Origin of the sequence: Streptomyces sp. NPDC096323, assembly GCF_040302845.1 — a bacterium.
GTDB lineage: Bacteria > Actinomycetota > Actinomycetes > Streptomycetales > Streptomycetaceae > Streptomyces.
Map to the genome: position 1 here is coordinate 561,617 of NZ_JBEOSI010000005.1, position 23,897 is coordinate 585,513.

Genomic DNA, 23,897 nt, shown 5'->3' on the forward strand with positions numbered 1-23,897 from the left:
CGGGGGCTCCGGGTGCTCCGCGCCGCGCTCAGAGCGCGGTGGACGCGCGCTTCGTCAGGCCGTACTTCGTCGCGATGGCGTTCCACAGCTTCGACGCCTGCTTCTTGGCGTTGGTCGCCTCGCCGCTCTGCACATTGGCCTGCTGGTACTGCGAGGTCGGGCGGGCCTTGCCCTTCTTGCAGACCTTCTTGCTCTTGGCCTGCGCGGCCCAGGCCGCGTAGTGGTCGTCCGCCGAGGCGGACGCCTGCCAGGCCTTGGTGAGGGAGGCGGTCAGCTCGGCGTGGTCGGGCAACTTGTCGACCGACAGGTCCTTGAGCCGGGTCACCAGATCGCGGCGCTGCCGGGCGGCGCCCTTGAGATCGGCCACGGCCTTGTCCAGATCCGTGCAGGTCTTGGTCTTCTCCACCGCGCCGATGACCGCGGACCGGCTGTTGTTGCTGTCCGCGAGCAGCTTGTCCAGCGCCTCCGCCTGCGGCTTCGCCGGGTCCTCGGCGGCCTGGGCGGGCGACTGCGCCGCGGGCGAACTCGCCGACGCCACCGGCTGCTTGCCGTCCTCCCCCTTGTCGTCACCGCCGCTCATCAGGGCACCGGCCCCGAGCCCGATCACGGCGCAGCCGACGACGACCGCGGCGATCAGCGGGATGTGCGCGGACTTCTTCCGCCGCCCGTCCTGCCCGTCCTGCGGCAGCCCGTCCTCGGGCCCCGTGTACGGGGGCGCCTGCTGGTATGCCTGCGGGGGCGGCCCGCTCCGGTACGGCTGCCCGCCGCCCGGGAACTGCTGCTGCGCAGGATCGAACCGGGGCATCTGCTGGGTCGCGCCCGCCGGTTCGTCGTTGCGGAAGAGGTTGTCGAACTCGGCGGGGGGCTGCCGCTCACCGGGCGCCCCGGGCCGTATGCCGTACGGGGCGCCACCGGGCACGGGCGGTATGTACTGGGTCGCGTCGGCGTCCTGGCCGCCCTGCGCGGGCGGCGGTCCGCCGTGGGCGCCGGGCTGCTGGTACGCCTGCTGCCGGTCCTGGCCGAGGAACTGCGTGGACTCCGCGGGGGTCTCCGGCGGCAGACCGCCCGGGCCCGGGCCGCCCGGCACCGCGGCGATGTACTGCGTGGCGTCCGCGTCGCCGCCGCCGGGCACCGCCTCGGGCGGCAGCGGCTGCGCGTACGGCGACGGCTGCGGCTGCTGCGCGTGCTGCTGGGCGCGCGGGTCCTGACCGTACCCGGGAGCCTGCTGCCCCTGGCCGTACTGGCCGTGCTGCGGCTGCTGCCCGTGCTGCGGTTGCTGACCGTACTGCTGCTGCCCGTACTGCTGCTGCTGCGGCCCGTACCCATCCTGGTCCTGCCCATAACCGCCCTGGGCCTGGTGCGGGGCCTGGGCCTGCTGGGAGGGGTCCTGATGAGGCGGCTGCGGCCCCCAGGGCTGCCCCCACGGCTGACCGCCCGCCGGGGCCGCCTGGTCCGCGGGTCCCCCCGGCGTCCAGGGCTCTCCGCCGCCCGCGGGCAGCACGACGCCCTCGTGCGCGGGTCGTACAGCAGGGAGCTGCTGCTCGTCACCCTGTCCGCTCTGTGTCACCGGGACTCCTACGTGTGAACCTATGGAATCGTCGGCTCACGCTATCGGGTGGTCCCTGCCGTTCGCCAAGCGCGTGTGGTCGCTCACCATCCCTTCACGCGGGCTGTAACGTCCTAGCCGGTCAAGACGCGGTCAAGAGGCCTGTACGGACAGTACGAGCCCCGCAACGCCCTTCCGTCACGCCGCCTGGAGCTCCAGGCGGGCGCCGAACTCCCGTACCGCCGGCTCGTCCCCGTACGGCACCAGGCGCTGCTGCAGATCGTCCAGATACTCCGAGCCCCGGCTGGAGCGCACCGTGCCCAGCAGTTCCATCGCGCGCGTCCCCGTGTGACAGGCCTGCTCCACCTCCCGCAGCTGCACCTGCGCCGCGGCCAGCAGGGCCAGCCCGATGCCCCGGCGGCGGGCCCGGGACTCCGGGAGACCGCCGAGGGCCTCCTTCGCCCGGCGCGCGGCCGCCTCCGCCTGCCCGAGGTCGCGGTGGCAGTGCGCCAGCTCGTCGGCCAGATACGCGTGGTCGAAGTGGGCGATCCAGTCGGGATCGTCACCGCTGTCCGGGTCGGCCTGCTCCAGCGCCGTCAGCGCCCGGGCCGCCACCGCCTGGGTGGTCCGCGCGTCCCCGAGCAGCGCGTGGCCGCGCGCCTCCGCCGCGTAGAACATCGCCTCGGCCCTCGGCGTGACCCGCCCGCGCGCCCCCTCCTGCGCCGCCCTGGCCAGCTGGGCGATCTCCCGGGGATTGCCCAGCTGGGCCGCGAGGTGGCTCATCGAGGCGGCCAGCACATAGCCGCCGTAGGCGCGGTCGCCCGCCGCCTGGGAGAGGCGCAGGGCCTGGATGTAGTAGCGCTGGGCGAGACCCGGCTGGCCCGTGTCGATCGCCATGTACCCGGCGAGCTCGGTGAGCCGCGCGACCGCGGCGAACAACTGGCGCCCGGTCGACTCGCGGTACGCCCCCGAGAGCAGTCCGGAGACCACGCTGTTCAGGTAATGCACGAGAACCGGCCGTACATGGCCGCTGCCGAAACGGTGGTCCAGATCGACCAGCGCCGACGTCGTCGCCCGCACCGCCTCGACGTCCGGCATCCCGACCCGGGCCCCGGCCGCCCGCGCCACCTGCGGGTCCGCGCCGGAGATCAGCCAGTCCCTGCTGGGCTCGACCAGCGCCGAGGACGCGACGGTGGAACCGGACAGGAAGTCACGGCGGCCGACATCGCTGCGCCACAGCTCGCAGACCTGCTCGACCGCCCCGGTCACCGTCGGGGCGAACTGCAGGCCGACACCGGAGGCCAGGTTCTTGCCGTTGGCCATGCCGATCTCGTCGATCGTGACCGTACGTCCGAGCTTGCGGCCGAGCGCCTCGGCGATGATTCCCGGCGCCCTGCCGCGGGGTTGCTGTCCTCGCAGCCAGCGGGCGACGGAGGTCTTGTCGTAGCGGAGATCGAGCCCGCGCTCGGCACCGACCATGTTGACGCGGCGGGCGAGGCCCGCGTTGGAGCATCCGGCTTCCTGGATGAGCGTCTGGAGCCGTTCGTTCGGCTGGCGTGCGACGAGAGGCCTGGCTGACATGTATCTCCCCCTGAGGCCGCAGTGATCGTGGAAGGAATCACTGCCCGACATATGCCCGAGAAATTCGCTGATTCATCGTGTTGGTCACTTTTGACGCGTCTTCGCCCCTTTCACCCGGCACGCGCCCTAGGATGCCGAGCGAACTGTGCCGGATTTCCCGTATGTGGCTACCCGCCACCCGCCTCCGCCCCTCCTGCGCGCCCCCGCCCGTGCATCGATGCGCCCCGTGTGCGTGAGCACTGGGCCGTAACCGCGGCCGCCGCGCCCGTAACCCCAGGTGGCGGCGGGAGTTGTGCTGTGCGTGGAAGAGCCCATCGGAGTCATGGAAGCCGCGCAGATCCCCCAGCAGCGAGCCGAGCAACTGCTCGACGCGGCGGTGCGGTACACGGAGGAACGGCACTGGGACGTGTGCCCGGGCGCCTGGCTGGAGCCGGCCGGCGGCATGGAGCGGTGCTCGTGCGGCGAGGCCGGCTGCGCGGCGCCCGGCGCCCATCCGACCCGGGCCGACTGGGCGGAGCGGGCCACCGGCAGCGGAGCGGCGGCCCATCGGATGTGGTCGCAGCAGCCCCGCGCCTCGATCCTGCTGCCGACCGGACGCGCCTTCGACGCGATCGACGTACCGGAGTCTGCGGGCTTTCTGGCGCTGGCCCGGATGGAACGGATGAGCCTGCCGCTCGGACCGGTCACCCGCACCCCCGACCGCCGGATGCAGTTCCTCGTGCTGCCGGGCTCCGCCGCCAAGGCCGACGGCCTCGTCCGCCAGGTCGGCTGGGACGCCGCCGCCATCGGCCTGCGCGGAATCGGCGAGGGCCACTACATCGCCGCCCCGCCCACCCGCGTCGGCGGCGCGGGAGCCGTGCAGTGGGCCCGCAGCCCCTCCACCACCAACCGCTGGCTGCCCGAGGTGGAGGAGCTCATCAGCCCGCTCGCCTACGCCTGCGGGCGCGAGGCCGCCGACGCGCGGGGCCGCCTTTCGTAGGGTGTCCCTCAAGTACGGGGACTTCGAAAGGCGTGCAGCATGCCGGACCGGACAGACACCGACGGGGCAGACCGGGCCGTCGGGCCCGACGTACCGGGGGCGGCGCCGCCCGCCGTACGGGTGGAAGGGCTGTGGAAACGGTTCGGCGACCACACCGCGGTCGCCGGAATCGATCTGGTGCTGCCCGCGGGCAAGTTCATCGGGCTGGTGGGCCCCAACGGCGCCGGGAAGACCACCACGCTGTCCATGGTCACCGGTCTGCTCCGCCCCGACCTGGGCCGGATCGAGATCGGCGGCCGCGACGTCTGGCGCGACCCGGTCGAGGTGAAGGCCCGCATCGGCGTCCTGCCGGAGGGGCTGCGGCTCTTCGAACGTCTCTCGGGACGCGAACTCCTCGCCTACACCGGCCGGTTGCGCGGCCTTCCCGGCGCCGAGGTGGACAGCAGGGCCACGCAACTGCTGGATGTCCTGGACCTGGCGGGCGCCCAGCACAAACTCGTCATCGACTACTCGACGGGCATGCGCAAGAAGATCGGGCTCGCCGCCGCACTGCTGCACAACCCCGAAGTGCTCTTCCTCGACGAACCGTTCGAGGGCGTCGACCCGGTGTCGGCGCAGACCATCCGCGGGGTCCTGGAGCGCTACACCGGCTCCGGGGCCACCGTCGTCTTCTCCAGCCATGTGATGGAGCTCGTCGAGTCGCTCTGCGACTGGGTGGCCGTCATGGCGGCGGGCACCATCCGCGCCCAGGGGACGCTCGACCAGGTCCGCGGCGAGGCGTCCTCGCTGCAGAACGCCTTCCTGGAGCTCGTCGGCGCGGGCGACCGCGACGACGGCGCCGCCCTGGACTGGCTCGGTGGTGCCCGATGAGCGTCCTCGACGCCCCGGCCGGTCACGGCGCCCGGGTGAGCCGCCCGGCAGGCGGCAGGGACCTCGTCCCCGTCCTCGTACGCCTCAAGCTCGCCCTGCTCCGCAACGGGCTGCGCCAGTCCGCCGGCCGCCGGGCCGTGTACATCGCGTCCGTCGTCGCCACCCTGCTGCTCGCCCTGGGCCAGCTGATCGGGCTGATCGCGCTGCGCGGCACCGCCCACGCGGACTCCCTCGTCGTGCTGCTGACCGGGGTGCTGGCGGTCGGCTGGGCCGTGATGCCGCTCTTCTTCGCCGCCGGGGACGAGACCCTCGACCCGAGCCGCCTGGTCATGCTGCCGCTGCGGCCCCGGCCCCTGATCACCGCCCTTCTCGTGTCCTCGCTCATCGGCATCGGCCCGCTGTTCACGCTCTGCCTGGCGGCCGGTTCGGTGACCGCGCTGGCGCACGGGGCGGGGGCGGTGGTGTTCGCGGTCCTGGCGGCCCCGCTGACCCTGCTGGTCTGTGTCGCGCTGGCGCGGGCCGTCGCCACGGCCAACACCCGGCTGCTGACCTCGCGCAAGGGCCGCGATCTCGCGGTGCTCAGCGGGCTCGTGATCGCCGTCGGGATCCAGGCCGTCAACTTCGGCGTGCAGCGGCTCGGCCGGGCGGGCGGCCTCTCCGCTCTCGACCCGGCGGCGGACGTGGTGCGCTGGCTGCCGCCCGCCTCCGCGATCGGTTCGGTGGACTCCGCGTCCCAGGGGGCGTACGGAAGGGCCGCGGCGCAACTCCTCCTCTCCGTGGCCGCGCTGCTCGTGCTGGTGGTGGTGTGGCGGAGGAGCCTGGAGAAACTGATGACGGCGCCGGACGGCTCGACGCTCTCCGCCGCCGAACCGGCCCGGACGAAGTCCGGCAACGGCGAATCCGGCGTCTGGGCCCTGTTCCCCGAGGGGCGCACCGGCACGGTGATGCGGCGCAGTCTGCGGTACGTGGCACGGGACCCGAAGACCAAGGCCGCCTGGGTGACCGCGCTGGCCATCGGGCTGATCGTGCCGCTGTTCAACGCCCTGCAGGGCACCGGGTCGGTCTACTTCGCGTGCTTCGGCGCGGGGATGCTCGGCATTCAGATGTACAACCAGTTCGGGCAGGACACCTCCGCGTTCTGGATGGTGGCGCTGACGATCTCCTCGACCCGTGACGCGTACCTCGAACTGCGGGCCCGGGCCCTGGCCCTGCTGCTGATCACCCTCCCGTACACGGTCCTGGTCACCGTCCTGACGGCTGCGGTGATCGGGGACTGGGAGGCCCTGCCGGGGGTCATGGGGCTGTCGTTCGCCCTGCTGGGCGCGATGCTGGCGACGGGCGCGGTGGCCTCGGCGAACTTCCCGTACTCGATCCCGCAGGACGGGGCGTTCAAGAACGTGGCGCCCGGGCAGGCGGGGCTCGCCTGGATCTCGGTCTTCGGCGGCATGGTCTCGGCGGCGCTGCTGTGCGCCCCCGTGATCGGTCTGACGATCTGGCTGCATCTCACCGGCGCGGAGGGGCTGCTGTGGCTCCTGCTGCCGGTGGGTGCCGTGTACGGGACGCTGATCGCCTGGGGCGGGCTGCGGGTCGCCGCGCCCCGCACGGCGGACCGGCTGCCGGAGATCCTCACGGCGGTCAGCAAGGGGTGAGGGGCGGCGGCGGTCGAGGTGGAGCAGGTCGTGGCGGGCCCGGTCGTTACGGAGCCACCGGTTCCCGGTCGTCCTCGGTGTCCTCGGCGAGCTGCTCCAGGAAGGGTTCGACCGCGGCGCGCCAGCCCTCGGGCTGGTCGTAGTGGACGAGATGGCCGGCGTCGGCCACCTCCGCGTACTGCCCGCGGGGCAGCACCCGGACCATCTCCTGAGCCTCGGCCCGGCCCAGCTCGCCGTCCAGGCCGCGGAGCACGAGGGTCGGGCACCTGACCTGCGCCAGCTCCTCCCAGTGCGCGTCGTGGACCCACGTGGCGCGGGAGGTGAGCATCTGCCGGCGGGAGAAGACCGGCCGCCATCCGTCGGCCCGCTCGGCCATCACCTCGGCGAAGAACTCGCCCCGGGCCGGGTTGGGGCGCTCCACCCAGGGGTCGTCCTCGCCGAACCACTTCCGCACATCGGAGAGGGTGGCGAAGGGGACCGGCCAGGACGTGAACCAGTCCTCCCACTCCCGCTGCGAGGCCGCCCCCAGAGCGGAGGCCCGCATGTCGCAGATGACCAGGGCCCGGACGAGGTCGGGGCGCCTCGCGGCGAGCTGCCAGGCGGTGAGCGCTCCCATCGAATGCCCGACGAGGGTGACGGGGGCGAGGCCGAGCTGCTCGATCGCGGCCTCGGCGTCGGCGACGTACGCCTCACGGGTGTACGGACCGTCGGCCGGCTTCTCGCTGCGGCCGTGTCCGCGCTGGTCGAGGCCGACCGCCCGGTGCCGCTCGGTGAGCCAGCGGGCGGTGGAGGCCCAGTGCGAGGCCCGGCCCATCAGCCCGTGGAGCAGTAAGACGCCCCCGGCGCGTTCGCCCTCCGCGCGCTCCTTGGGCGGGTCGGCGAACTCCCAGGCCGCGAGGCGTACGCCGTCGGTTCCGGTCACATCGATGCGCCGCACCATCGTTTCTGGCACCCCCTTCAGGTCCCTCGGTCACCCCGTGGTCGCATCGCCCAGACTATCGAACCTATATTCGAAAACTGGGTTCCGGCGCACAACACCGCTCGTTCGAGTGACCGCCTCCCAGGATTGACGTCCGCCACGGAGGGGAGATCTTCTCCGGGAGGCGGGCCACTCGGGGATGAGGGCTCGCGGGAACCGACCTCGAGAGCTCGGGGCTCCAGGTCGGAACAGGGGAGGACAGGCCCCGGCGCCTTGCGGCGCCGGGGCCATCCGTCGTTTGCGGGCCGCCGGCCCGGGAGCGGGACCGGGGTGCGGGACGGGGCACCGCGGGGGCGTACGCCGGAGCGGGCAGCGGCAGCCCGACAGCGGTCTCCCGGTGTGCAGGCCGGACAGCCCCGTACGACGGGCGCATTCCCTGCTCCCCTCCCCGACGGCGCGGCCAGAGGCCGGCACTCTCAGGCATCCCTCCGCCACAGACTGGCACGCGATCCGCCCGGGCGCTGCGATTCCGGACGGAAAAACGGAAAACGGACGTCAGCAACCGCTGATCGTCCGCCACCCGCACCTCGGCGCTCGCGCCCACGTTCGGAGCTACGCCGCATCAACGCTTTCCCGGGATCCGGCTCAGCGCCGCGTCATGCTCAGCGCTTCGCCACGAAGACGTGCGAGGCAACCTCCGAGTCCAGCTCGGCCGCCTCGCCGCTGCTGCCCACCAGGACCCCGCCGGGCGACTGCGTCACGCTGACCACGGAACCGGGCTGCACGCCCGCCCGCCGCAGCGTGTACATCAGCTGGGCGTCCGTCTGGATCGGCTCACCGATCCGGCGGACCACCACGGTCTTGCCGTCGGCGCCCGGATCGAGCTCCGAAAGGCTGACCATGCCCTCGTCGAGGAACGGGTCGGCCCCGGCCTTCTCGCCCAGCTCCTCCAGGCCCGGGATGGGATTCCCGTACGGAGACTCCGTCGGGTGGCGCAGCAGCTCCAGCACCCGCCGCTCCACGGCCTCGCTCATCACGTGTTCCCATCGGCATGCCTCGGCGTGGACCTGCTCCCACTCCAGGCCGATCACGTCGACCAGCAGGCACTCGGCGAGCCGGTGCTTGCGCATCACACGGGTCGCCAGCCGACGCCCCTCCTCCGTCAGTTCCAGGTGCCGGTCCCCCGCGACCTGCACCAGGCCGTCGCGCTCCATGCGCGCCACCGTCTGGCTGACGGTCGGACCGCTCTGGTCCAGCCGTTCAGCGATCCGGGCGCGCATGGGGACCACGCCTTCCTCTTCGAGTTCGAGGATGGTGCGGAGATACATCTCCGTTGTGTCGATCAGTCCGGACATTCGTGCCCCTCGATGCAGTCGTGCGCTGGCCCTCGTCCAATTCTGACGCATAGCACCGACAACCGTGCCTCACCGTCCGAAGGAGCTCTGCCGGCAAGGACCGGAACGGGCCCGTGCGGTATTGACATGTCACTGGTCCAGACCGCACCGTGATCGGCGGCTAGGGAGTGTCGTCAAGCTGCCGTCGCACGGCAGGCGGCAGTTTGACGACACGACCTCAGGACGTTCCGTGTACACCCCATCCCGTCGGAAAGGCCCCTCCTCGATGAGCGAAAGCAAGCTGGCCGGTCAGTTCTTCGACGCAGCGATCGGCCTGCTGGAGCGGGTGCGCGACGAGGAGTCCGGCTCCATCGCGGCCGCCGGTGGCGCGATCGCCGACGCCGTCGTGTCCGGCGGCCGGCTCTTCGCCTTCGGCGCCGGGCACTCCTCGCTGGCCGCCCAGGACGTCGTCTACCGTGCGGGCGGGCTCGCGCTCATGAACATCCTGGCCGTCCCCGGCACCCTCGGCGTCGACGTCATGCCGGCGACCCTGGGCTCGGCCCTGGAACGGGTCGACGGCCTGGCCGGCGCGGTGCTCGACTCCAGCCCGGCGAGGTCGGGCGACGTCCTCGTGATCATCTCCCTCTCCGGGCGCAACGCCCTCCCCGTGGAGATGGCGCTGAACGCCCGCGCGCTGGGCCTGAAGGTCATCGGCGTCACCTCGGTCGCGTACGCGGAAGGCACCCGCTCCCGGCACGGCTCGGGCGGATTCCTGCGGGACCACTGCGACATCGTCCTCGACAGCAAGATCTCCATCGGCGACGCGGAACTGGACGTCGAAGGCATCGAGGCGCCCTTCGCCCCCGCGTCGACGGTCGTCACCAGCGCGATCATGCAGGCGATGATGGCCGCCGCGGCGGAGCGCCTGCTGGAGCGCGGCGTCGAGCCGCCGCTGCTGCGGTCGGGCAACGTCGACGGGGGCCACGAGTGGAACGGCCGCGTGATGACGGAGTACGCGGACCGGATCTTCTACCGGCACTGAGCGCGTAGCCGGCGGGGGGCTGCGGTGCGGCCGGGTCCGTGGGGGGGCGCCCCCGCCCCCGTGAGGCTTCCGTCCTCAATCGCCGGACGGGCTGGAACGGCCGGACGGACTGGAACCGCCGGACCGGCCGGGCGCGCCCCCCACCGCCTGGTGCAGGTCCACCGACGCGGCCACCCGGTCCGCCACGCCCTCCGCGTACACCGCGTCCGGGCGCTCGAAGGCGGCGCGGTGCGATGCGCGCAGGAACGTCACCACGCCCAGCGTCCGGCCCCGGCTGCGCAGCACCACGCACAGGGCGTGCACCGCATCGGCCGGCCATTGCCGCTCCCTCGCCCACTCCCCGGCCTGCACCGGCCCGGCCGCCGCGGAGGCCCGCACCGAGCCCGTGCGGTCCACCGCCTGCAGCGCCGGATGCCCCTGGGCGTACCGCAGCGGGATGCCGCCCCCGGCCACCGGCAGGCACGGGCCCGGGGCGTCGGACGGTGTCCCCGCGGCGCGCACCAGGCGCTCGCCGGCCACCAGGTCCATCAGGGCGTGGTCGGCGAAGCCCGCGAGCGCGTAGTCCAGCGACGACGTGGCCGCCTCCATCGGGTCCTCGCACTCGGCGGCCGACCGTGAGGCCCGGTGCAGCTGGCCGGCGCGGAACCGCAGCCGGTCCGCGTCCTGGGCCGCCAGCTTCTGTGCCGTCACGTCCTGGAACAGCCAGCCCACGCCCAGCGGCACCGGCTCCTCCGCGAGCGGCGAGGCCAGCCGCAGGAAGCCGCTGCGCCAGCAGCGGCGCCGGTCGCCGTCGCCCGTGCGCAGCGTCACCCACAGCTCGGCGGGCGCGGGCGGCGCGCCCTCGGCCAGGACGTGCTGGAGCGCGCCCTCCAGGTCCTCGACGCCCTGCAGGATGAGCTCGCCGAGCGGCCGGCCGAGCAGCGTGGTCCGGCCGCCGCCCAGCGCGCGGGCCGCGTGCGCGTTGACGACGGTCGGCCGCAGGTCCACGTCCACGAGGACGACACCCCACGACGCGTCCTCGAACAGTGCCTCGCTCAGTGCGATGGAGCGCTCCAGGTCGATCTGCGCGTGGACCTCGCTGAACGCGCAGTACACCCCGGCGGGCTTGCCGTCCGCGCTCCGCACGCCGGCCGACTGGGTCCGTACGAGCACCCGCCCGCCGTCCTTGCGCAGCAGCGCGAACTCGTGCACCTGACGTCCGGGCCCGTCCATGACGGCCATCAGCCGTCCCTGCACCTCGCCGGCGTCCGCCCGGCGCACGGCCCACCCGGCGAAACCGGGCCGTCCCACGGCCTCCTCGGCCGACCAGCCGAGAATCCGTTCGGCCTCACGGTTCCAGTGGGTGACGGTCCCGTCCGCGTCGAAGGCGCACAGCGCGGCGTCCATCCCGTCGAGGAGAGCCGCCAGGAGCTCCGCCCCGGGGATCGGATCGGGGCCGAGAGCATCGGTCGTTCCGCTCGTCGTGGAAGCACTCATCCCGGACCCCCTGCAGGACGCGTCCGCCATAGCCGCACGTCAGACCATTGAACTCGAACGTGACCCGGCACACAGCGACTTCACCGAAATCAATCGCTCCGATAATTCGGTTGTGCGGCGCCGGGCAGCTTCCTAGGCTGCTGCCACACGCAGAAAGGAGGTGTTCCGGAAGTGATTTCTTCTCGGACTCGTGAGGTGACTGCGGGCTGACGCCCGTTGTCGCGCTCTTTGCAGTGCAGGCCGGTCATCGGCCAATCCCAAGCAGTCACCGACCCGCAGGCTCGCCGGTAAGTCCGGCCGGCTCCTCCGCAAGGAGGGACCAGAGCCTGCGGGTTTCTGCGTGTGCGGGGGCCGTCCCTACGGGCAGAGGCGCTCGACGCGCCACACGGCGTCCCCCGCCTCCCCCTCGTCCCTCACGTAGCGCAGCCGGTCATGGAGCCGGTTCTCGTGGCCCTGCCAGAACTCGATCGTGTCGGGGACGACGCGGAAGCCCCCCCAGTGCGGGGGCGCCGGGACCTTCTCGCCCTCCGGGTAGCGGGAGGCGAGGTCCTCGTAGCGGTGGGTCAGCTCCTCCCGCGAGCCGATCACCGAGGACTGGTCGCTCGCCCAGGCGCCGAGCTGGGAGCCGTGGGGGCGGGTGCGGAAGTAGGCGACCGTCTCCTCGCGGGGGACGCGGAACGCGATGCCGGTGACGATGACCTGGCGGGCCAGCGGGTGCCAGGGGAAGAGCAGCGAGGCGTAGGGGTTCGCCGTCAGTTCGCGGCCCTTGCGGGAGTCATAGTTGGTGAAGAACACGAAACCGCGCTCGTCGTACATCTTCAGCAGGACCGTGCGCGAGGACGGGCGGCCCTCGGGGGTCGCCGTGGACACCACCATGGCGTTCGGCTCGTGGAGCATGCCGCCGGCGGCGACCTGCCGGAACCAGCGGGCGAACTGCCGCATCGGGTCGGCGGCGAGGCTGTCCTCGGTGAAGGCCTCGGAGCGGTACTGCTCGCGCATCGCGGCGGGATCGGTGGTGGAATCGGAGGAGGAGTCTGCGGTGGGCAAGGTGGGCACGGTGCCATCCTGCCGCAGCGGCCGGGCACGAAGGAGGTCCGCCCACCGTTCAGCGGTGGAACGGGGAAGCTGTGCCGGATGTCACGCTTCCCGGTGACGTCGGAACCCGCCAGTATCTTGGGTGGGCCCTGGGGCCCGCTCGTAGCCGCCGATCCGAGGGAGCCGCCTGATGTCCGACTTCGTACCCGGGCTCGAGGGAGTCGTCGCGTTCGAAACGGAGATCGCCGAACCCGACAAGGAAGGCGGTTCGCTGCGGTACCGAGGCGTCGACATCGAGGATCTCGTCGGCCATGTGTCGTTCGGGAATGTGTGGGGCCTGCTGGTCGACGGCGCGTTCAACCCCGGTCTGCCGCCCGCCGAGCCGTTCCCGATCCCGGTGCACTCCGGTGACATCCGGGTCGACGTGCAGTCCGCCCTGGCGATGCTCGCGCCCGTGTGGGGCCTGAAGCCGCTGCTGGACATCGACGAGGCGACCGCGCGCGACGATCTGGCGCGGGCCGCCGTCATGGCGCTGTCGTACGTCGCGCAGTCCGCGCGCGGCCAGGGCCTGCCGATGGTTCCGCAGAGCGAGATCGACAAGGCGGGGTCCGTCGTGGAGCGGTTCATGATCCGCTGGCGCGGCGAGCCGGACCCTCGGCACGTGAAGGCCGTCGACGCGTACTGGACGTCGGCCGCCGAGCACGGGATGAACGCCTCGACGTTCACCGCCCGCGTCATCGCCTCCACCGGCGCCGATGTGGCGGCCGCGCTGTCCGGAGCGGTGGGCGCCATGTCGGGTCCGCTGCACGGCGGAGCCCCGTCCCGTGTCCTCGGCATGATCGAGGAGATCGAACGGACCGGGGACGCCACCGCGTACGTGAAGCAGGCCCTGGACCGGGGCGAGCGGCTGATGGGCTTCGGCCACCGGGTCTACCGGGCCGAGGACCCGCGGGCGCGCGTCCTGCGCCGGACGGCGGAGGAGCTGGGTGCGCCGCGGTTCGAGGTGGCACAGGCGCTGGAGAAGGCCGCGCTGGAGGAGCTGCACGCCCGCCGCCCGGACCGGGTGCTGGCGACGAACGTGGAGTTCTGGGCGGCGATCATGCTGGACTTCGCGGAGGTCCCGGCGCACATGTTCACGTCGATGTTCACGTGCGCGCGTACGGCAGGCTGGTCGGCGCACATCCTGGAGCAGAAGCGCACGGGACGCCTGGTCCGGCCGTCGGCGAAGTACGTCGGCCCGGGGACGCGGAGCCCGCGCGAGATCGAGGGGTACGGGCAGCTGGCGGACCTGGGCAACTGACCGGCCCGGGAGGCCCGGCACCGGAAGTGGGTTCGGCCATCACGGAGTACACACAGAGCGCATCCGCGCACATCGGGCGCGCAGGGGGAGCACGAAAGGCTCATTCGTTCCCGGAAGAGTGATCCAACCGGATTCGTGCGGGATTCGGGCCCACACCCCGCGACGATCACCGTGTGCGGCATGACCAGCCGCGACACGAAGGAGACGTCGAACCATGTCCAAGCCTGTCGTCAACATCTGGGGCACCACCGCCGAAGGCGCTGCGCTCGCAGCCGTACCGCCCGCCCCCTCCGACACCACGTGGGATATCCGCGACGGGGAGGGAACCGCCTGGGTCTTCTACAGCTCACCCGACCGGAAGGCGCTCAGGCGGCCGGTGATCCTCGCCGACGGCTTCGCCCCCGGAGGAACCAACGGCGATGCCCTGTACGACGCCCTGGAGAACGGGGACTACCCGTTCGTCTCCGCCCTTCGCGAGGCTGGCCTCGACGTCGTCCTGCTGGGCTTCAAGAACCGCACCGCCTCCATCCTCGACAACGCGGAAGTCGCGATCGAGTGCATCATGAGGGCGGGCGCCGAGCGCGAGGGCAGCGGCCCCCTGACGGTCGGCGGGTTCAGCATGGGAGGGCTGATCACCCGTTACGCGCTGGCCAAGATGGAGCGCCAGCGGATGAACCACGAGGTCTCCACGTACGTCTCCTACGACACCCCGCACCGCGGCGCGTGGCTGCCCCTGGGCGTCCAGGGCTTCGCCCACTTCGTGAAGGAGAACTGGGGAGGCCCCCTCAAGCCGCTGTACAACCTCTACTCCGACCTGGTCAACAGCCCCGCCGCACGCCAGATGCTGCGCTGGCACATCGACACCGGCGCCGGCACCACCCTCGATGTCGCGAACGGCCAGGACCCGGCCCGCACCGACTTCCTCAACTCACTGGACCGGATGGGCAGCTGGCCGCGGATGCCCCGCCTGCTCGGCGTCGCCAACGGCACGGACACGGGTATCGGGAACAGCATCCCCGCCGGTGACCCGGCGATGGAGTCCTACGGCCCCGAGGTGATCAGCAAGCTCAACGCCCAGGCCACGGGCTCGCAGACCGTGGCCCGGCTGGAGAAGTCCGGCACACCCGCGGTGGAGATCCGGACCACCGGCTTCCCCGAACTCGACGGCGCTCCCGGCGGCCTCTTCCCCAAGACCCCGGCCCTCGAGGACGCCGCGAACTTCGGTGTGGCCGCCATGCTGGCCGGCCGCATCAACAGGACGCCGGCGGAACTCGCGCACAACACGTCCACCTTCGTCCCCACCATCAGCGCCGTCGCGTCCAGCGACCTCGACGTTGCCGACGCCCTCTACAGCAAGGTCGCACCCGAGGCCAGCGAGCTCGACGAATTCCTCTGCTCCACCACCAACGAGGGCCACACCGTCATGACCCCCGAACTCGGCCAGTGGATCGTGGCCAAGCTCCAGGAGGGCTGACCACCACCGGAGTTGAGAGTGGTGTGGGCGCGACGTGTGCGTCGAGACGGCCTCGGATGCGTTGCCGAGCGCCCACACCACTCTCGACTCGGGCCAGTCACCCCCTCACAGCGAGTCGGAGCGTCCCACCGTGCCGGTGAAGGCCGCCCAGGCGGCGGGCGCGAGAGCAAGCGCCGGGCCCTCGGGGTGCTTGGAGTCGCGGACGTGTACGGCGGCGGGGTGGGCGGCGACCTCGACGCACTGGCCGCCCTCGCTGCCGCTGTAGCTGGACTTCCGCCATTCGTAGGCGACTTCGAGGCACTGCCCGCCCTCGTCGCCGCTGTAACTGGACTTGAACCACGCGCGTGCAGTGCTCATCGGTCTCGGTCTCCAGCAGACGGCCCAACAGGCCCAGGGTGGCTTCAGGGCTGAGGGCCTGAGCTCGCAGCATCGCATATTTCTGGCACAGGATGCTGATCTCATCGGGGTCGGAGACGAGCATGCTGCCGCGCTGCGTCTCGGAGTACGCGACGTGCTGATAGTCGGGCGTTTCCAGCAGCGTGAAGGGGCCGTCGAGCCCAGCATGAGTGCGATGCCCCAGCGGCAGAACCTGAAGGCTGACGCCCGGAAGCGTCACGCACGCGCGCAGGTGGCGCAGTTGCTCCGCATGGGGCGCGTCGCCGACGAGCTTGCCTACGAGCTTCATGGCCGACGCGTTCCTGCGTTGCCGGTTCCTGGAGTGCATACGGTGCCCACTCCCCACTCCGCCCCGTACTTCACGCCTCGCCGACCCGTACAAGAAATATGTACGAGTGGACGGGCAGCGTGTCCGGCATACCCGCGCACGGGACGGCCGGTCTCGCCTCACGGCAACGAGCGTGTCAGCCAAACCACTTCGCCCTTGTCCTCCAGGGACACGTGGTCCCGCTGGAATCCGAGCTTTTCGAGGACACGGAACGACGGTGTGTTCCCCGCGTCGACGGTCGCCCCCAGCCGCTTCCGCCCGGTCGCCGCGGCGGCGTCGAGCACCGCACGGGCCGCCTCGGTGGCGTAGCCCTGGCCGTGCACCCGCTGGAAGAGCTCGTAGGCGATTTCGGGCTCCTCGAGAGTGGAGCGGCCGATGATCAAGCCGCAGTAGCCGATGAAGTCGCCCTCGTGGCGGCGCTGGATGGGCAGCAAGGCGATCCCGGTCGTCTCGGTCGCGGTGACCAGCTGCGCGATGAGGCTCCGGGTGTACTCGAGCGTGGCCGTTCCCTCGCCGCGTTCGGCGCGGAGGGCGCGGAGTTCGGCGGCGTCCGCATCGGACCACGGGCGCAGGATCAGCCGCTCGGTCTCCAGGTGGAACGACATCGTCTCGTACGCGGTCATGCGCTGCTCCTCCCTGGGCCTTCACGCATCGCGGGCCCCGTTCGCGTCAGGGACGGTTCAGGCCCCACGTCTGGAGGACGAACGACCGGCCCTTCTCCTCGCCCTTGATCAGTGGCACGTCGAGCAGCCGGAAGCCCGTCTTCTTCGCCACCGCGACGCTGGACGCGTTCTCCGCCTCCACCTCCAGGATCACCTGCTCCACGCCCAGCTCCTCGAAGGCGTACCCGGCCATCACGCGCACCGCCCGCGCGGCCAGCCCCTGGCCCCTGTGCGCCGGGCCGACCGCGTAGCCGATCTCCGTGCCCTCGGGGGCGCGCCGCAGCATCACCTCGCCGAGCGCCGCACCGCCGTCGGTGGTGATGGCGAGCAGGATCGTCGTGCCCTCCGCCCGCAGCTGCCGGGCCTTGTCCAGCCGCGTGCGCGCGGCCTCTTCGCCGAAGGGGGAGACGATCGGCGTCCAGTACGCGATGTCCGGGTGGTCGAACAGTTCCGGCATCGCGGCCAGGTCCGTCTCCGCCCAGTCGCGCAGAACGAGCCCTTCGCCCGTGAGTTCGACGTGGTCAGGGAAGGGGGGCGTGGTGCTGCTCATGCTGCGGACGATATACGCGCAACTCGCTGACACCAAGGCGTTGCCTGGGCCACACTCGGGCTCCGGAACCTGACAGACCGGGCCTTACCGGGGAAAGCGGGACCAGGTGCGCAACGAGATGAGTCAGCTGCGGAAGGCCGTCCGAAGACGGGACGCGCTCAGATACGGGGGAATCGGCCTGCTCGCTGTCGCTCTGGCGGCCTGCTCCAAAAACAAGGACTCCGACGGATCACAGGAGGCACCGGGCGCGGCGGGCAAGCCGGCCTCCAAGCCGACGGTCGCCGGGGCGGCGGTCGAGGCCTTCGTCAGCGGTGCCTGGAAGCTCTCGTACTCCCCGCAGGGCCAGGCCAACGACGAGTATCGGCGGATCGAGTTCACGGGCCGCCGGTGGGCTCTCGACGGTGACGACGAGACGGGCTCCTTCGAGTTGTCCGGCAGCGAGCTGGTGGTCCGGGTCGACGGCCGGACCTCCGACAACGTGTGGGCCGCGTCCGGCCTGCCCGCCACGGTCGGCGAGAAGGCCGCCCTCGACCTCCAGTGGGGCAATGACGAGGAGTCCGGCCCGGTCGACCAGGGCTCGCCGGTGGACACCACACCCACGCCGCTGCCCGTCGTCTGGGACGGGAAGACGCTCAGGATCCAGGCCGGGAACGGCCTGCTGATCACCGCCGTACGGGCCTGACGGCGGTGATCAGCCCGCTCGTCACCCCAGCGCCTCCTCCACCATCGCCGCCCACTGCGCCACGACCCGTCGTCGGCGGGCCGTGTCGTCGGTGAGGACGTTGGCGAGGCCGAGGCCGCGGGCCATGTCGAGGAGGCCCTGGACCGTCTCGCGTACGCCGGGGCGGGATTCGTCGGCGTTCAGGAGGCCGACCGCGATGCGGTGGGTCTCGCGGCCGACGCGCGCTTCGAGTTCCGAGACGCGGGGGCGGAGCTGTTCCTCATTCGAGGCGGCGACCCAGAGCTGGAGCGCGGCGCGGAACAGCGGGCCCGTGTAGAGGTCGACGAGGGCTGTGACGACGGCGGCGCGGTCCTGGACGGGGACGGCGCGCAGGGCGGCGGAGCGTTCCTCGGCGACGTACTCGACGGCTGCGGTGAACAGGTCCTCGCGGGTGGGGAAGTGGTGCTGGGCCGCGCCGCGGGAGACGCCTGCGCGCATCGCGACGGCGGAGACGGTGGAGCCCGCCCAGCCGTGTTCGGCGAGGCAGGCGACCGCGGCTTCGAGGAGCTTCTGCCGGGTGGCACGGCTGCGGTCCTGCTTGGGCGGTGTCACAGCAGCCATGCGGGGTCCCGTCGTTCCAGGAAGGCCGTCATCCCCTCCCGTGCCTCGTCGGAGGCGAAGAGTGCCGCGGAGCGGGCGATGAGGTCTTCGGCGTACTGGTCGAAAGTCTCCCGCACAGTAGCCGTGACCAGCTCCTTCGATGCGGCCAGCCCCTGGGGCGAGGCCCTGCGCAGTCCGTCGAGTACCGGTACGAGCGCCTTGTCCACGTCGTCGGCGGCCATGCTCACGAGGCCGATACGGGCCGCCTCCGTCGCGTCGAAGCGTTCGCCCGTCAGGTAGTAGCGGGAGGCCGCCCGGGGATCGAGGCGGGGCAGCAGGGGCAGGGAGATGACGGCGGGGGCGAGGCCCAGGCGGGATTCGGTGAGGGCGAAGGAGGAGTCGGGGCCGGCGACCGATATGTCGCAGGACCCGAGCAGGCCGAGGCCGCCGGCCCGGACGTGGCCGGTGACCCGGGCGACGACCGGTTTCGGCAGGGTGACGAGGCGCCGCATCAGGGCGACGAAGGCGTGCGGGTCGGCCGGGGCCCTGAGGTCGGCGCCCGCACAGAACGTGTTGCCGGTGTGGGTGAGGACCACCGCCCGGATGTTCTCGTCGGCCGCGCAGGCGTCCAGGGCCTCGGTCAGCGCGGCCACGAGCGGGGCGCTCAGGACGTTGCGGTTGGCCGGGGAGTCGAGCGTGAGGGTGGTGATGCCCCGCTCGTGGGCGGGTGGGGCGAGGGTCATCGCGGCTTCTCCCTGTCGCGCAGATCGCGGCGCAGGATCTTGCCGGAGGCCGCGCGCGGTACGGCGTCGACGAATGCGACGCGGCGGATCTTCTTGTACGGGGCCACGCGTTCGGCGACGTACGCCATGACGTCCTCGGCGGTGAGGTCCGGCGCGGCCGGCTGCCGTACGAGGAAGGCCTTCGGGATCTCGTTGCCGTCGGCGTCGTACACACCGATGACGGCGGCGTCGGCTATCGCCTCGTGGGTGAGGAGCAGCGCTTCGAGTTCGGCGGGGGCGACCTGGTAGCCCTTGTACTTGATGAGTTCCTTGACCCGGTCGACGACGAACAGCCAGCCGTCCGCGTCGACCCGTCCGACGTCGCCGGTGTGCACCCAGCCGTCGCCGTCGATCATGGCGGCGGTGGCCTCGGGGCGGCCGAGGTAGCCCTTCATCGCCTGGGGGCCGCGGATGAGGATCTCGCCGTCGGTGTCGATGCCGAGGTCCGTGCCCGGGTCCTCGAGGGACACGATCCGCATCTCGGTGCTGGGCAGCAGCTTACCGACGGCTCCGGGCGGCGGGTTCTCGGCGTCGAGCGGCACGACATGGGTGCCGGGCGAGAGCTCCGTCATGCCGTACGCCTGCCGCACGGGCGGCAGGCCCAGGCGGGCGGAACAGGCGGCGGCGAGGCCGGCGTCCAGGGGCGCCGCGGCGCTGACGATGTATTCGAGGGAGGAGAGGTCGTAGGCGCCGACGGCCGGGTGCTTGGCGAGGGCCAGGACGATCGGCGGAGCCACGTACAGCCCGGTGATGCGGTGCTCCTGGATCACGCCGAGGAACTGCTCCAGGTCGAAGCGAGGCAGCACGACGACGGTGGCACCCCAGCGCAGCGGCGCGTTCATCAGGGCGGTCAGCCCGTATATGTGGAAGAAGGGGAGGACGGCCAGGATGCTGTGACCGGGTTCCATGGGGATGAATGGGCGCAGCTGCTCCAGGTTGGTGCCGATGGAGCGGTGGGTGAGCATGACGCCCTTGGGCGCCCCGGTGGTTCCGGAGGAGTACGGGAGGGCGGCGATGTCCTCGGGGCCGAACTCGATCTCGGGTTCGGGGGCGGTGGAGCCGAGCATGTCGAGTACGGAGGTGTGGCCGTCGGCCTGGTCGCAGACGAAGATCTCCCGGATACCGCCCGCGAGTTCGGCCGCCCGGCGCGCGACGTCGAGGAACAGGGAGACGGTGACGATCCAGCGGGCGGCGCAGTCCTTCAGCTGTTTGGCGAACTCCTCGGCGGTGGCCAGAGGATGCACGGTGGTGACGGAGGCGCCGGCGCGCGTGGCTCCGTAGAAGACGGCGGGGTAGGCGATCGTGTTGGGGCTGTGCAGGGCGAGGACGTCGCCCTTGCGCAGTCCGGCCTCGGCGAGGTGGGCGGCGATGCGGCGGTGGAAGGCGTCGAGCTGGGTGTACGTGACGGAGAGACCGTTCGTCCCGTCGATCAGGGCGGCGGTGTCACCGAAGGCCGCGGCCCCGCCGAGGACCGTTTCGTGGATGGGTGTTCCGAGGGCCGGAACGTCTGCGTACTCGCTGTGGAAGACCATGGCGGTTCCCTTCGACGCGGGCAGGACACAGTAGGGGCGGGGCGTGGCCGGTGGGAAGCAGCCGGTCAGTACGACTTGGGGAGTCCCAGCGACTGGTGCGAGACGTAGTTCAGGATCATCTCGCGGCTGACCGGTGCGATCCGGGCCACCCGGGACGCGGTGATCAGGGACCCGAGGCCGTACTCGCGGGTGAGGCCGTTGCCGCCGAGGGTGTGCACGGCCTGGTCGACCGCCTTGACGCATGCCTCGCCGGCCGCGTACTTCGCCATGTTGGCGGCCTCGCCCGCCCCGATGTCGTCGCCGTCGTCGTAGAGCCGGGCGGCCTTCTGCATCATCAGGCGGGCCAGTTCGAGCTCGATGTGGGCCTGGGCGAGGGGGTGAGCGATGGCCTGGTGGGCGCCGATGGGCTCCTTCCACACCTGGCGGGTCTTCGCGTACTCGACGGCGCGTCCGAGCGCGTAGCGCCCCATGCCGATGCCGAACGCGGCGGTCATGATGCGTTCGGGGTTGAGTCCGGCGAAGAGCTGCAGGAGTCCCGCGTCCTCGTCCCCCACGAGTGCGTCCGCGGGCAGGCGTACGTCGTCGAGGACCAGCTCGAACTGCTTCTCCGCGGCCTGGAGTTCCATCTCGATGTGCGAGCGCTGGAAGCCGGGTGCCTCGCGCGGGACGATGAACAGGCAGGGCTTCAGCTTGCCGGTCCTGGCGTCCTCGGTGCGTCCGACGATGAGCGTGGCATCGGCGATGTCGACGCCGGAGACGAACACCTTGCGCCCGGTGAGGACCCAGTTCTCGCCGTCGCGGCGGGCGGTGGTGGTGATCCGGTGTGAGTTGGATCCGGCGTCGGGTTCGGTGATGCCGAAGGCCATGGTGAGGCTGCCGTCGGCGAGGCCGGGGAGCCACTGGCGCTTCTGTTCGTCGGTGCCGAAGCGGGCTATCACGGTGCCGCAGATGGCCGGCGAGACGACCATCATCAGGAGCGGGGAGCCCGCAGCGCCCAACTCCTCCAGCACGATGGACAGTTCCGCCATGCCACTGCCTCCGCCGCCGTACTCCTCGGGGAGGTTCACGCCGAGGTAGCCGAGCTTGGCGGCTTCGGCCCACAGCTCGTGGGGGTGAGCGCCGTCGCGGACGAGGGAGGTGATGTAGTCGCGCCCGTACCGCTTTCCGAGGGCGGCGACGGCGGCGCGCAGCGCCTGGTGCTCTTCGGTTTCGAGGACAGTGCTCATGCGTTCGGTTCCTCCTGTGCGTCAGTGACGACGGCGAGCAGGGCACCGACCTCCACCTGGAGGCCGGGTGCGGCGTGCAGGGCGGTGAGGGTGCCGGAGGCGGGGGCGAGGATGCAGTGCTCCATCTTCATCGCCTCCAGCCAGATCAGCGGCTGCCCGGCCTCGACGGCGGCCCCGGCCACGAGTCCGTCCGCGAGGCGGACGACGGTGCCGGGCATCGGGGCGAGCAGGGAGCCGGGTTCGGTGCGCTCGGCGGGGTCGGTGAAGCGGGGCAGGGCGGTGAAGGCGTACGAGCCGGTGGCGGTGTCCACGTACAGCCGGCGGTCGCGGCGGACGATGTCGAAGCGCCGCGTGACGCCCTCCTGTTCGAGGGTGACACGGGTGCGGTCCGCGGAGACGACGTGGACGTCCTCCGCGTCGACGGTCACGCCGTCGCGGGTGGTGCGGTAGGCGATGGCGTACTCGTGGCCGTCCGGCTCGCTGCGGTAGCTCCTGAGCTGGGGCTGCGAGGGGACGTTGCGCCAGGCGCCGAAGCGGACGAACCCGCCCGCGGTGGTCGATGTGGCGTTGCGGGCCGCCTCGGCGAGCGCGGCGGCGGTGGCGGCCAGGCGGACGGCCGCCGCCTCGGGTGCGGAGGTCAGCGCCTCCAGGTGCCGGTCGTAGAAACCGGTGTCGAGGCGGGCGGCGAGGTAGTCCGGGTGGCGCAGGGAGCGTACGAGGAGTTCGCGGTTGGTGACGGGGCCGTGGATGCGGGCGCGCTCCAGGGCGCGGGCGAGGAGGCGTACGGCTTCCGTACGGGTGGGGGCGTGGGCGATGACCTTGGCGAGCATCGGGTCGTAGTGCACCCCGATGGTGTCGCCGCCGGTGTACCCGGTGTCCAGGCGCAGTCCCGGCTCGTCCGGCATGTCGAACGAGAGCAGTGCTCCGGTCTGCGGCTGCCAGTCACGCGCCGGGTCCTCGGCGTAGAGCCGCGCCTCGACGGCGTACCCGGAGGGCGTCGGCGGTTCGGCGGCGGGCAGCGGCTCCCCCTCCGCGATCCGCAGTTGCAGCGCCACCAGGTCGAGGCCGAACACGGCCTCGGTGACGGGGTGTTCGACCTGGAGGCGGGTGTTCATCTCCAGGAAGTACGGCCGATCGTCGGCGGTGACCAGGAACTCGACCGTGCCGGCGCCCCGGTATCCGACGGCCCGCGCGGCGGCCGTGGCGGCGTCGCGCAACCGCTCCCGGAGCGCGCCGGTGAGGCCGGGCGCGGGGGCCTCCTCGATGACCTTCTGGTGGCGGCGCTGGAGCGAGCAGTCGCGGGTGCCGAGCGCCCAGACGCCGTCGTGCTCGTCGGCCATGATCTGCACCTCGACATGCCGGCCGCGCTCCACGTACGGCTCGGCGAACACCTCACCGTCCCCGAACGCGGACAGCGCCTCGGCCGCCGCCGCCGTCAACTCGCCGGGCAGGTCGCCGAGTTCCCGTACGATCCGCATCCCGCGCCCGCCGCCTCCGGCAGCCGCCTTCAACAGCAGCGGCAGATCCTCGGCGGTGGCGGCCGACGGGTCGACGGGGGCGAACAGCGGCACCCCGGCGGCCGCCATCAGCTCCTTGGCGCGGGTCTTGGACGCCATCAGCTCGATGGCCTTGACCGGCGGACCGACCCACACCAGCCCCGCGTGCTGCACGGCGGCGGCGAATCCGGCGTTCTCGGAGAGGAAGCCGTACCCGGGGTGGACGGCGTCGGCGCCCGCCGCGAGCGCGGCGGCGACGACGAGGTCGCCGCGCAGATACGTGTCGGAGGGCGCGGCCCCCGGCAGCCGTACGGCGGTGTCGGCCTCCCGTACGTGCAGCGCGCCGGCGTCCGCGTCGGAGTACACGGCGACGGTGGCGATGCCGAGCGCGCGGCAGGTGCGGAAGATCCGGCAGGCGATCTCGCCCCGGTTGGCGACGAGCAAACTCGTGATCATCTC

General features: G+C 72.1%; 21 protein-coding genes and 1 pseudogene. 7 read left to right on the plus strand and 15 right to left on the minus strand.

Translation table 11 applies throughout. The features are described from left to right. Positions 1 to 28: 28 nt before the first annotated feature. Together ABTX18_RS17510 and ABTX18_RS17515 are read right to left on the minus strand one after the other, a co-directional pair. Positions 29 to 1,567 carry a hypothetical protein gene (locus ABTX18_RS17510; protein ID WP_352123559.1) on the minus strand — a complete coding sequence of 513 codons (1,539 nt, stop codon included), beginning with the start codon at positions 1,565 to 1,567 and terminating at the stop codon, positions 29 to 31. 177 nt (positions 1,568 to 1,744) lie between these two features. Further along, positions 1,745 to 3,127: an NsdA family TPR-like regulatory protein gene (locus ABTX18_RS17515; RefSeq protein ID WP_352123560.1), complete on the minus strand. Its 1,383-nt coding sequence runs from the start codon at positions 3,125 to 3,127 to the stop codon at positions 1,745 to 1,747. 322 nt (positions 3,128 to 3,449) lie between these two features. Here ABTX18_RS17515 and ABTX18_RS17520 point away from each other — a divergent pair, with 322 nt between their 5' ends. From ABTX18_RS17520 to ABTX18_RS17530, 3 genes are read left to right on the plus strand one after another with little or no spacing between them, the layout of a single operon-like run. Beyond that, positions 3,450 to 4,106, plus strand: a complete 657-nt coding sequence (locus ABTX18_RS17520; protein WP_352123619.1) for a bifunctional DNA primase/polymerase — start codon at positions 3,450 to 3,452, stop codon at positions 4,104 to 4,106. Between the two features lie 39 nt (positions 4,107 to 4,145). Continuing rightward, positions 4,146 to 4,976, plus strand: coding sequence for an ABC transporter ATP-binding protein (locus tag ABTX18_RS17525; protein ID WP_352123561.1), 831 nt, complete (start codon positions 4,146 to 4,148; stop codon positions 4,974 to 4,976). Continuing rightward, positions 4,973 to 6,625, plus strand: coding sequence for a GumC domain-containing protein (locus ABTX18_RS17530; protein WP_352123562.1), 1,653 nt, complete (start codon positions 4,973 to 4,975; stop codon positions 6,623 to 6,625). Before ABTX18_RS17525 ends, ABTX18_RS17530 begins: the two co-directional genes overlap by 4 nt. Positions 6,626 to 6,671: 46 nt before the next feature. Here the strand turns inward: ABTX18_RS17530 and ABTX18_RS17535 are convergent, their stop codons facing one another. Both ABTX18_RS17535 and ABTX18_RS17540 read right to left on the minus strand, forming a co-directional pair. Further along, positions 6,672 to 7,565, minus strand: a complete 894-nt coding sequence (locus ABTX18_RS17535) for an alpha/beta fold hydrolase (RefSeq protein WP_352123620.1) — start codon at positions 7,563 to 7,565, stop codon at positions 6,672 to 6,674. Positions 7,566 to 8,206: 641 nt separating this feature from the next. Next, positions 8,207 to 8,899 carry an iron-dependent transcriptional repressor DtxR gene (locus tag ABTX18_RS17540; protein ID WP_352123563.1) on the minus strand — a complete coding sequence of 231 codons (693 nt, stop codon included), beginning with the start codon at positions 8,897 to 8,899 and terminating at the stop codon, positions 8,207 to 8,209. Between the two features lie 265 nt (positions 8,900 to 9,164). Between ABTX18_RS17540 and ABTX18_RS17545 the strand changes: the two genes are divergently transcribed. Continuing rightward, entirely contained in the window at positions 9,165 to 9,920 is a 756-nt protein-coding gene (locus ABTX18_RS17545) for an SIS domain-containing protein (protein ID WP_352123564.1), read from the plus strand. 75 nt (positions 9,921 to 9,995) lie between these two features. On the opposite strand, the gene ABTX18_RS17550 is transcribed toward ABTX18_RS17545, so the two are convergent. Further along, the gene (locus ABTX18_RS17550) at positions 9,996 to 11,396 is read right to left on the minus strand and encodes a PAS domain-containing protein (protein WP_352123565.1); all 1,401 of its coding nucleotides are present in this window, start codon (positions 11,394 to 11,396) and stop codon (positions 9,996 to 9,998) included. 357 nt (positions 11,397 to 11,753) lie between these two features. Beyond that, complete coding sequence (pdxH, locus tag ABTX18_RS17555) at positions 11,754 to 12,395, minus strand: pyridoxamine 5'-phosphate oxidase (protein ID WP_352123621.1); 642 nt, start codon at positions 12,393 to 12,395, stop codon at positions 11,754 to 11,756. Positions 12,396 to 12,621: 226 nt separating this feature from the next. On the opposite strand from pdxH, the gene ABTX18_RS17560 reads away from it, so the two are divergent. Both ABTX18_RS17560 and ABTX18_RS17565 read left to right on the plus strand, forming a co-directional pair. Next, positions 12,622 to 13,731 carry a citrate synthase 2 gene (locus tag ABTX18_RS17560; protein WP_352123566.1) on the plus strand — a complete coding sequence of 370 codons (1,110 nt, stop codon included), beginning with the start codon at positions 12,622 to 12,624 and terminating at the stop codon, positions 13,729 to 13,731. A gap of 214 nt (positions 13,732 to 13,945) precedes the next feature. After that, the gene (locus tag ABTX18_RS17565; protein ID WP_352123567.1) at positions 13,946 to 15,205 is read left to right on the plus strand and encodes an esterase/lipase family protein; all 1,260 of its coding nucleotides are present in this window, start codon (positions 13,946 to 13,948) and stop codon (positions 15,203 to 15,205) included. Between the two features lie 105 nt (positions 15,206 to 15,310). On the opposite strand, the gene ABTX18_RS17570 is transcribed toward ABTX18_RS17565, so the two are convergent. The 4 genes and pseudogenes from ABTX18_RS17570 to ABTX18_RS17585 form a co-directional block, all read right to left on the minus strand. Next, a complete protein-coding gene (locus tag ABTX18_RS17570; RefSeq protein ID WP_352123568.1) occupies positions 15,311 to 15,562 on the minus strand; it encodes a DUF397 domain-containing protein in 252 nt (83 codons plus the stop codon). A 13-nt stretch (positions 15,563 to 15,575) separates the two neighbouring features. Beyond that, positions 15,576 to 15,884, minus strand: a pseudogene (locus tag ABTX18_RS17575) (Scr1 family TA system antitoxin-like transcriptional regulator); the annotation flags it as partial. 164 nt (positions 15,885 to 16,048) lie between these two features. Continuing rightward, positions 16,049 to 16,552, minus strand: a complete 504-nt coding sequence (locus tag ABTX18_RS17580) for a GNAT family N-acetyltransferase (protein WP_352123569.1) — start codon at positions 16,550 to 16,552, stop codon at positions 16,049 to 16,051. 46 nt (positions 16,553 to 16,598) lie between these two features. Next, positions 16,599 to 17,141, minus strand: a complete 543-nt coding sequence (locus ABTX18_RS17585; protein WP_352123570.1) for a GNAT family N-acetyltransferase — start codon at positions 17,139 to 17,141, stop codon at positions 16,599 to 16,601. A gap of 118 nt (positions 17,142 to 17,259) precedes the next feature. Here ABTX18_RS17585 and ABTX18_RS17590 point away from each other — a divergent pair, with 118 nt between their 5' ends. After that, positions 17,260 to 17,823 (plus strand): DcrB/PsbP domain-containing protein, encoded by a 564-nt coding sequence (locus ABTX18_RS17590; protein ID WP_352123571.1) that lies wholly within the window; start codon positions 17,260 to 17,262, stop codon positions 17,821 to 17,823. Positions 17,824 to 17,844: 21 nt separating this feature from the next. Here the strand turns inward: ABTX18_RS17590 and ABTX18_RS17595 are convergent, their stop codons facing one another. The 5 genes from ABTX18_RS17595 to ABTX18_RS17615 all read right to left on the minus strand — a co-directional run bounded on the left by ABTX18_RS17595 (position 17,845) and on the right by ABTX18_RS17615 (position 23,894). Continuing rightward, entirely contained in the window at positions 17,845 to 18,423 is a 579-nt protein-coding gene (locus ABTX18_RS17595) for a TetR/AcrR family transcriptional regulator (RefSeq protein ID WP_352123572.1), read from the minus strand. Further along, entirely contained in the window at positions 18,411 to 19,145 is a 735-nt protein-coding gene (locus ABTX18_RS17600) for an enoyl-CoA hydratase family protein (protein ID WP_352123573.1), read from the minus strand. The genes ABTX18_RS17595 and ABTX18_RS17600 overlap by 13 nt, the downstream gene beginning before the upstream one ends. Next, the gene (locus ABTX18_RS17605) at positions 19,142 to 20,716 is read right to left on the minus strand and encodes a 4-coumarate--CoA ligase family protein (protein ID WP_352123574.1); all 1,575 of its coding nucleotides are present in this window, start codon (positions 20,714 to 20,716) and stop codon (positions 19,142 to 19,144) included. The genes ABTX18_RS17600 and ABTX18_RS17605 overlap by 4 nt, the downstream gene beginning before the upstream one ends. 65 nt (positions 20,717 to 20,781) lie before the next feature. Then, complete coding sequence (locus ABTX18_RS17610) at positions 20,782 to 21,942, minus strand: acyl-CoA dehydrogenase family protein (protein WP_352123575.1); 1,161 nt, start codon at positions 21,940 to 21,942, stop codon at positions 20,782 to 20,784. Beyond that, positions 21,939 to 23,894, minus strand: coding sequence for an acetyl/propionyl/methylcrotonyl-CoA carboxylase subunit alpha (locus ABTX18_RS17615; protein WP_352123576.1), 1,956 nt, complete (start codon positions 23,892 to 23,894; stop codon positions 21,939 to 21,941). Before ABTX18_RS17615 ends, ABTX18_RS17610 begins: the two co-directional genes overlap by 4 nt. Positions 23,895 to 23,897: the final 3 nt, after the last annotated feature.

Excerpts from the sequence above, each read along its gene's own strand:
- ABTX18_RS17515 (WP_352123560.1), bottom strand. The coding sequence starts at position 3,127 with ATGTCAGCCAGGCCTCTCGTCGCACGCCAGCCGAACGAACGGCTCCAG.
- ABTX18_RS17520 (WP_352123619.1), top strand. The coding sequence starts at position 3,450 with ATGGAAGCCGCGCAGATCCCCCAGCAGCGAGCCGAGCAACTGCTCGAC.
- ABTX18_RS17525 (WP_352123561.1), top strand. The coding sequence starts at position 4,146 with ATGCCGGACCGGACAGACACCGACGGGGCAGACCGGGCCGTCGGGCCC.
- ABTX18_RS17530 (WP_352123562.1), top strand. The coding sequence starts at position 4,973 with ATGAGCGTCCTCGACGCCCCGGCCGGTCACGGCGCCCGGGTGAGCCGC.
- ABTX18_RS17535 (WP_352123620.1), bottom strand. The coding sequence starts at position 7,565 with ATGGTGCGGCGCATCGATGTGACCGGAACCGACGGCGTACGCCTCGCG.
- ABTX18_RS17540 (WP_352123563.1), bottom strand. The coding sequence starts at position 8,899 with ATGTCCGGACTGATCGACACAACGGAGATGTATCTCCGCACCATCCTC.
- ABTX18_RS17545 (WP_352123564.1), top strand. The coding sequence starts at position 9,165 with ATGAGCGAAAGCAAGCTGGCCGGTCAGTTCTTCGACGCAGCGATCGGC.
- ABTX18_RS17550 (WP_352123565.1), bottom strand. The coding sequence starts at position 11,396 with ATGAGTGCTTCCACGACGAGCGGAACGACCGATGCTCTCGGCCCCGAT.
- pdxH (WP_352123621.1), bottom strand. The coding sequence starts at position 12,395 with ATGCGCGAGCAGTACCGCTCCGAGGCCTTCACCGAGGACAGCCTCGCC.
- ABTX18_RS17560 (WP_352123566.1), top strand. The coding sequence starts at position 12,622 with ATGTCCGACTTCGTACCCGGGCTCGAGGGAGTCGTCGCGTTCGAAACG.
- ABTX18_RS17565 (WP_352123567.1), top strand. The coding sequence starts at position 13,946 with ATGTCCAAGCCTGTCGTCAACATCTGGGGCACCACCGCCGAAGGCGCT.
- ABTX18_RS17570 (WP_352123568.1), bottom strand. The coding sequence starts at position 15,562 with ATGAGCACTGCACGCGCGTGGTTCAAGTCCAGTTACAGCGGCGACGAG.
- ABTX18_RS17580 (WP_352123569.1), bottom strand. The coding sequence starts at position 16,552 with ATGACCGCGTACGAGACGATGTCGTTCCACCTGGAGACCGAGCGGCTG.
- ABTX18_RS17585 (WP_352123570.1), bottom strand. The coding sequence starts at position 17,141 with ATGAGCAGCACCACGCCCCCCTTCCCTGACCACGTCGAACTCACGGGC.
- ABTX18_RS17590 (WP_352123571.1), top strand. The coding sequence starts at position 17,260 with ATGAGTCAGCTGCGGAAGGCCGTCCGAAGACGGGACGCGCTCAGATAC.
- ABTX18_RS17595 (WP_352123572.1), bottom strand. The coding sequence starts at position 18,423 with ATGGCTGCTGTGACACCGCCCAAGCAGGACCGCAGCCGTGCCACCCGG.
- ABTX18_RS17600 (WP_352123573.1), bottom strand. The coding sequence starts at position 19,145 with ATGACCCTCGCCCCACCCGCCCACGAGCGGGGCATCACCACCCTCACG.
- ABTX18_RS17605 (WP_352123574.1), bottom strand. The coding sequence starts at position 20,716 with ATGGTCTTCCACAGCGAGTACGCAGACGTTCCGGCCCTCGGAACACCC.
- ABTX18_RS17610 (WP_352123575.1), bottom strand. The coding sequence starts at position 21,942 with ATGAGCACTGTCCTCGAAACCGAAGAGCACCAGGCGCTGCGCGCCGCC.
- ABTX18_RS17615 (WP_352123576.1), bottom strand. The coding sequence starts at position 23,894 with ATGATCACGAGTTTGCTCGTCGCCAACCGGGGCGAGATCGCCTGCCGG.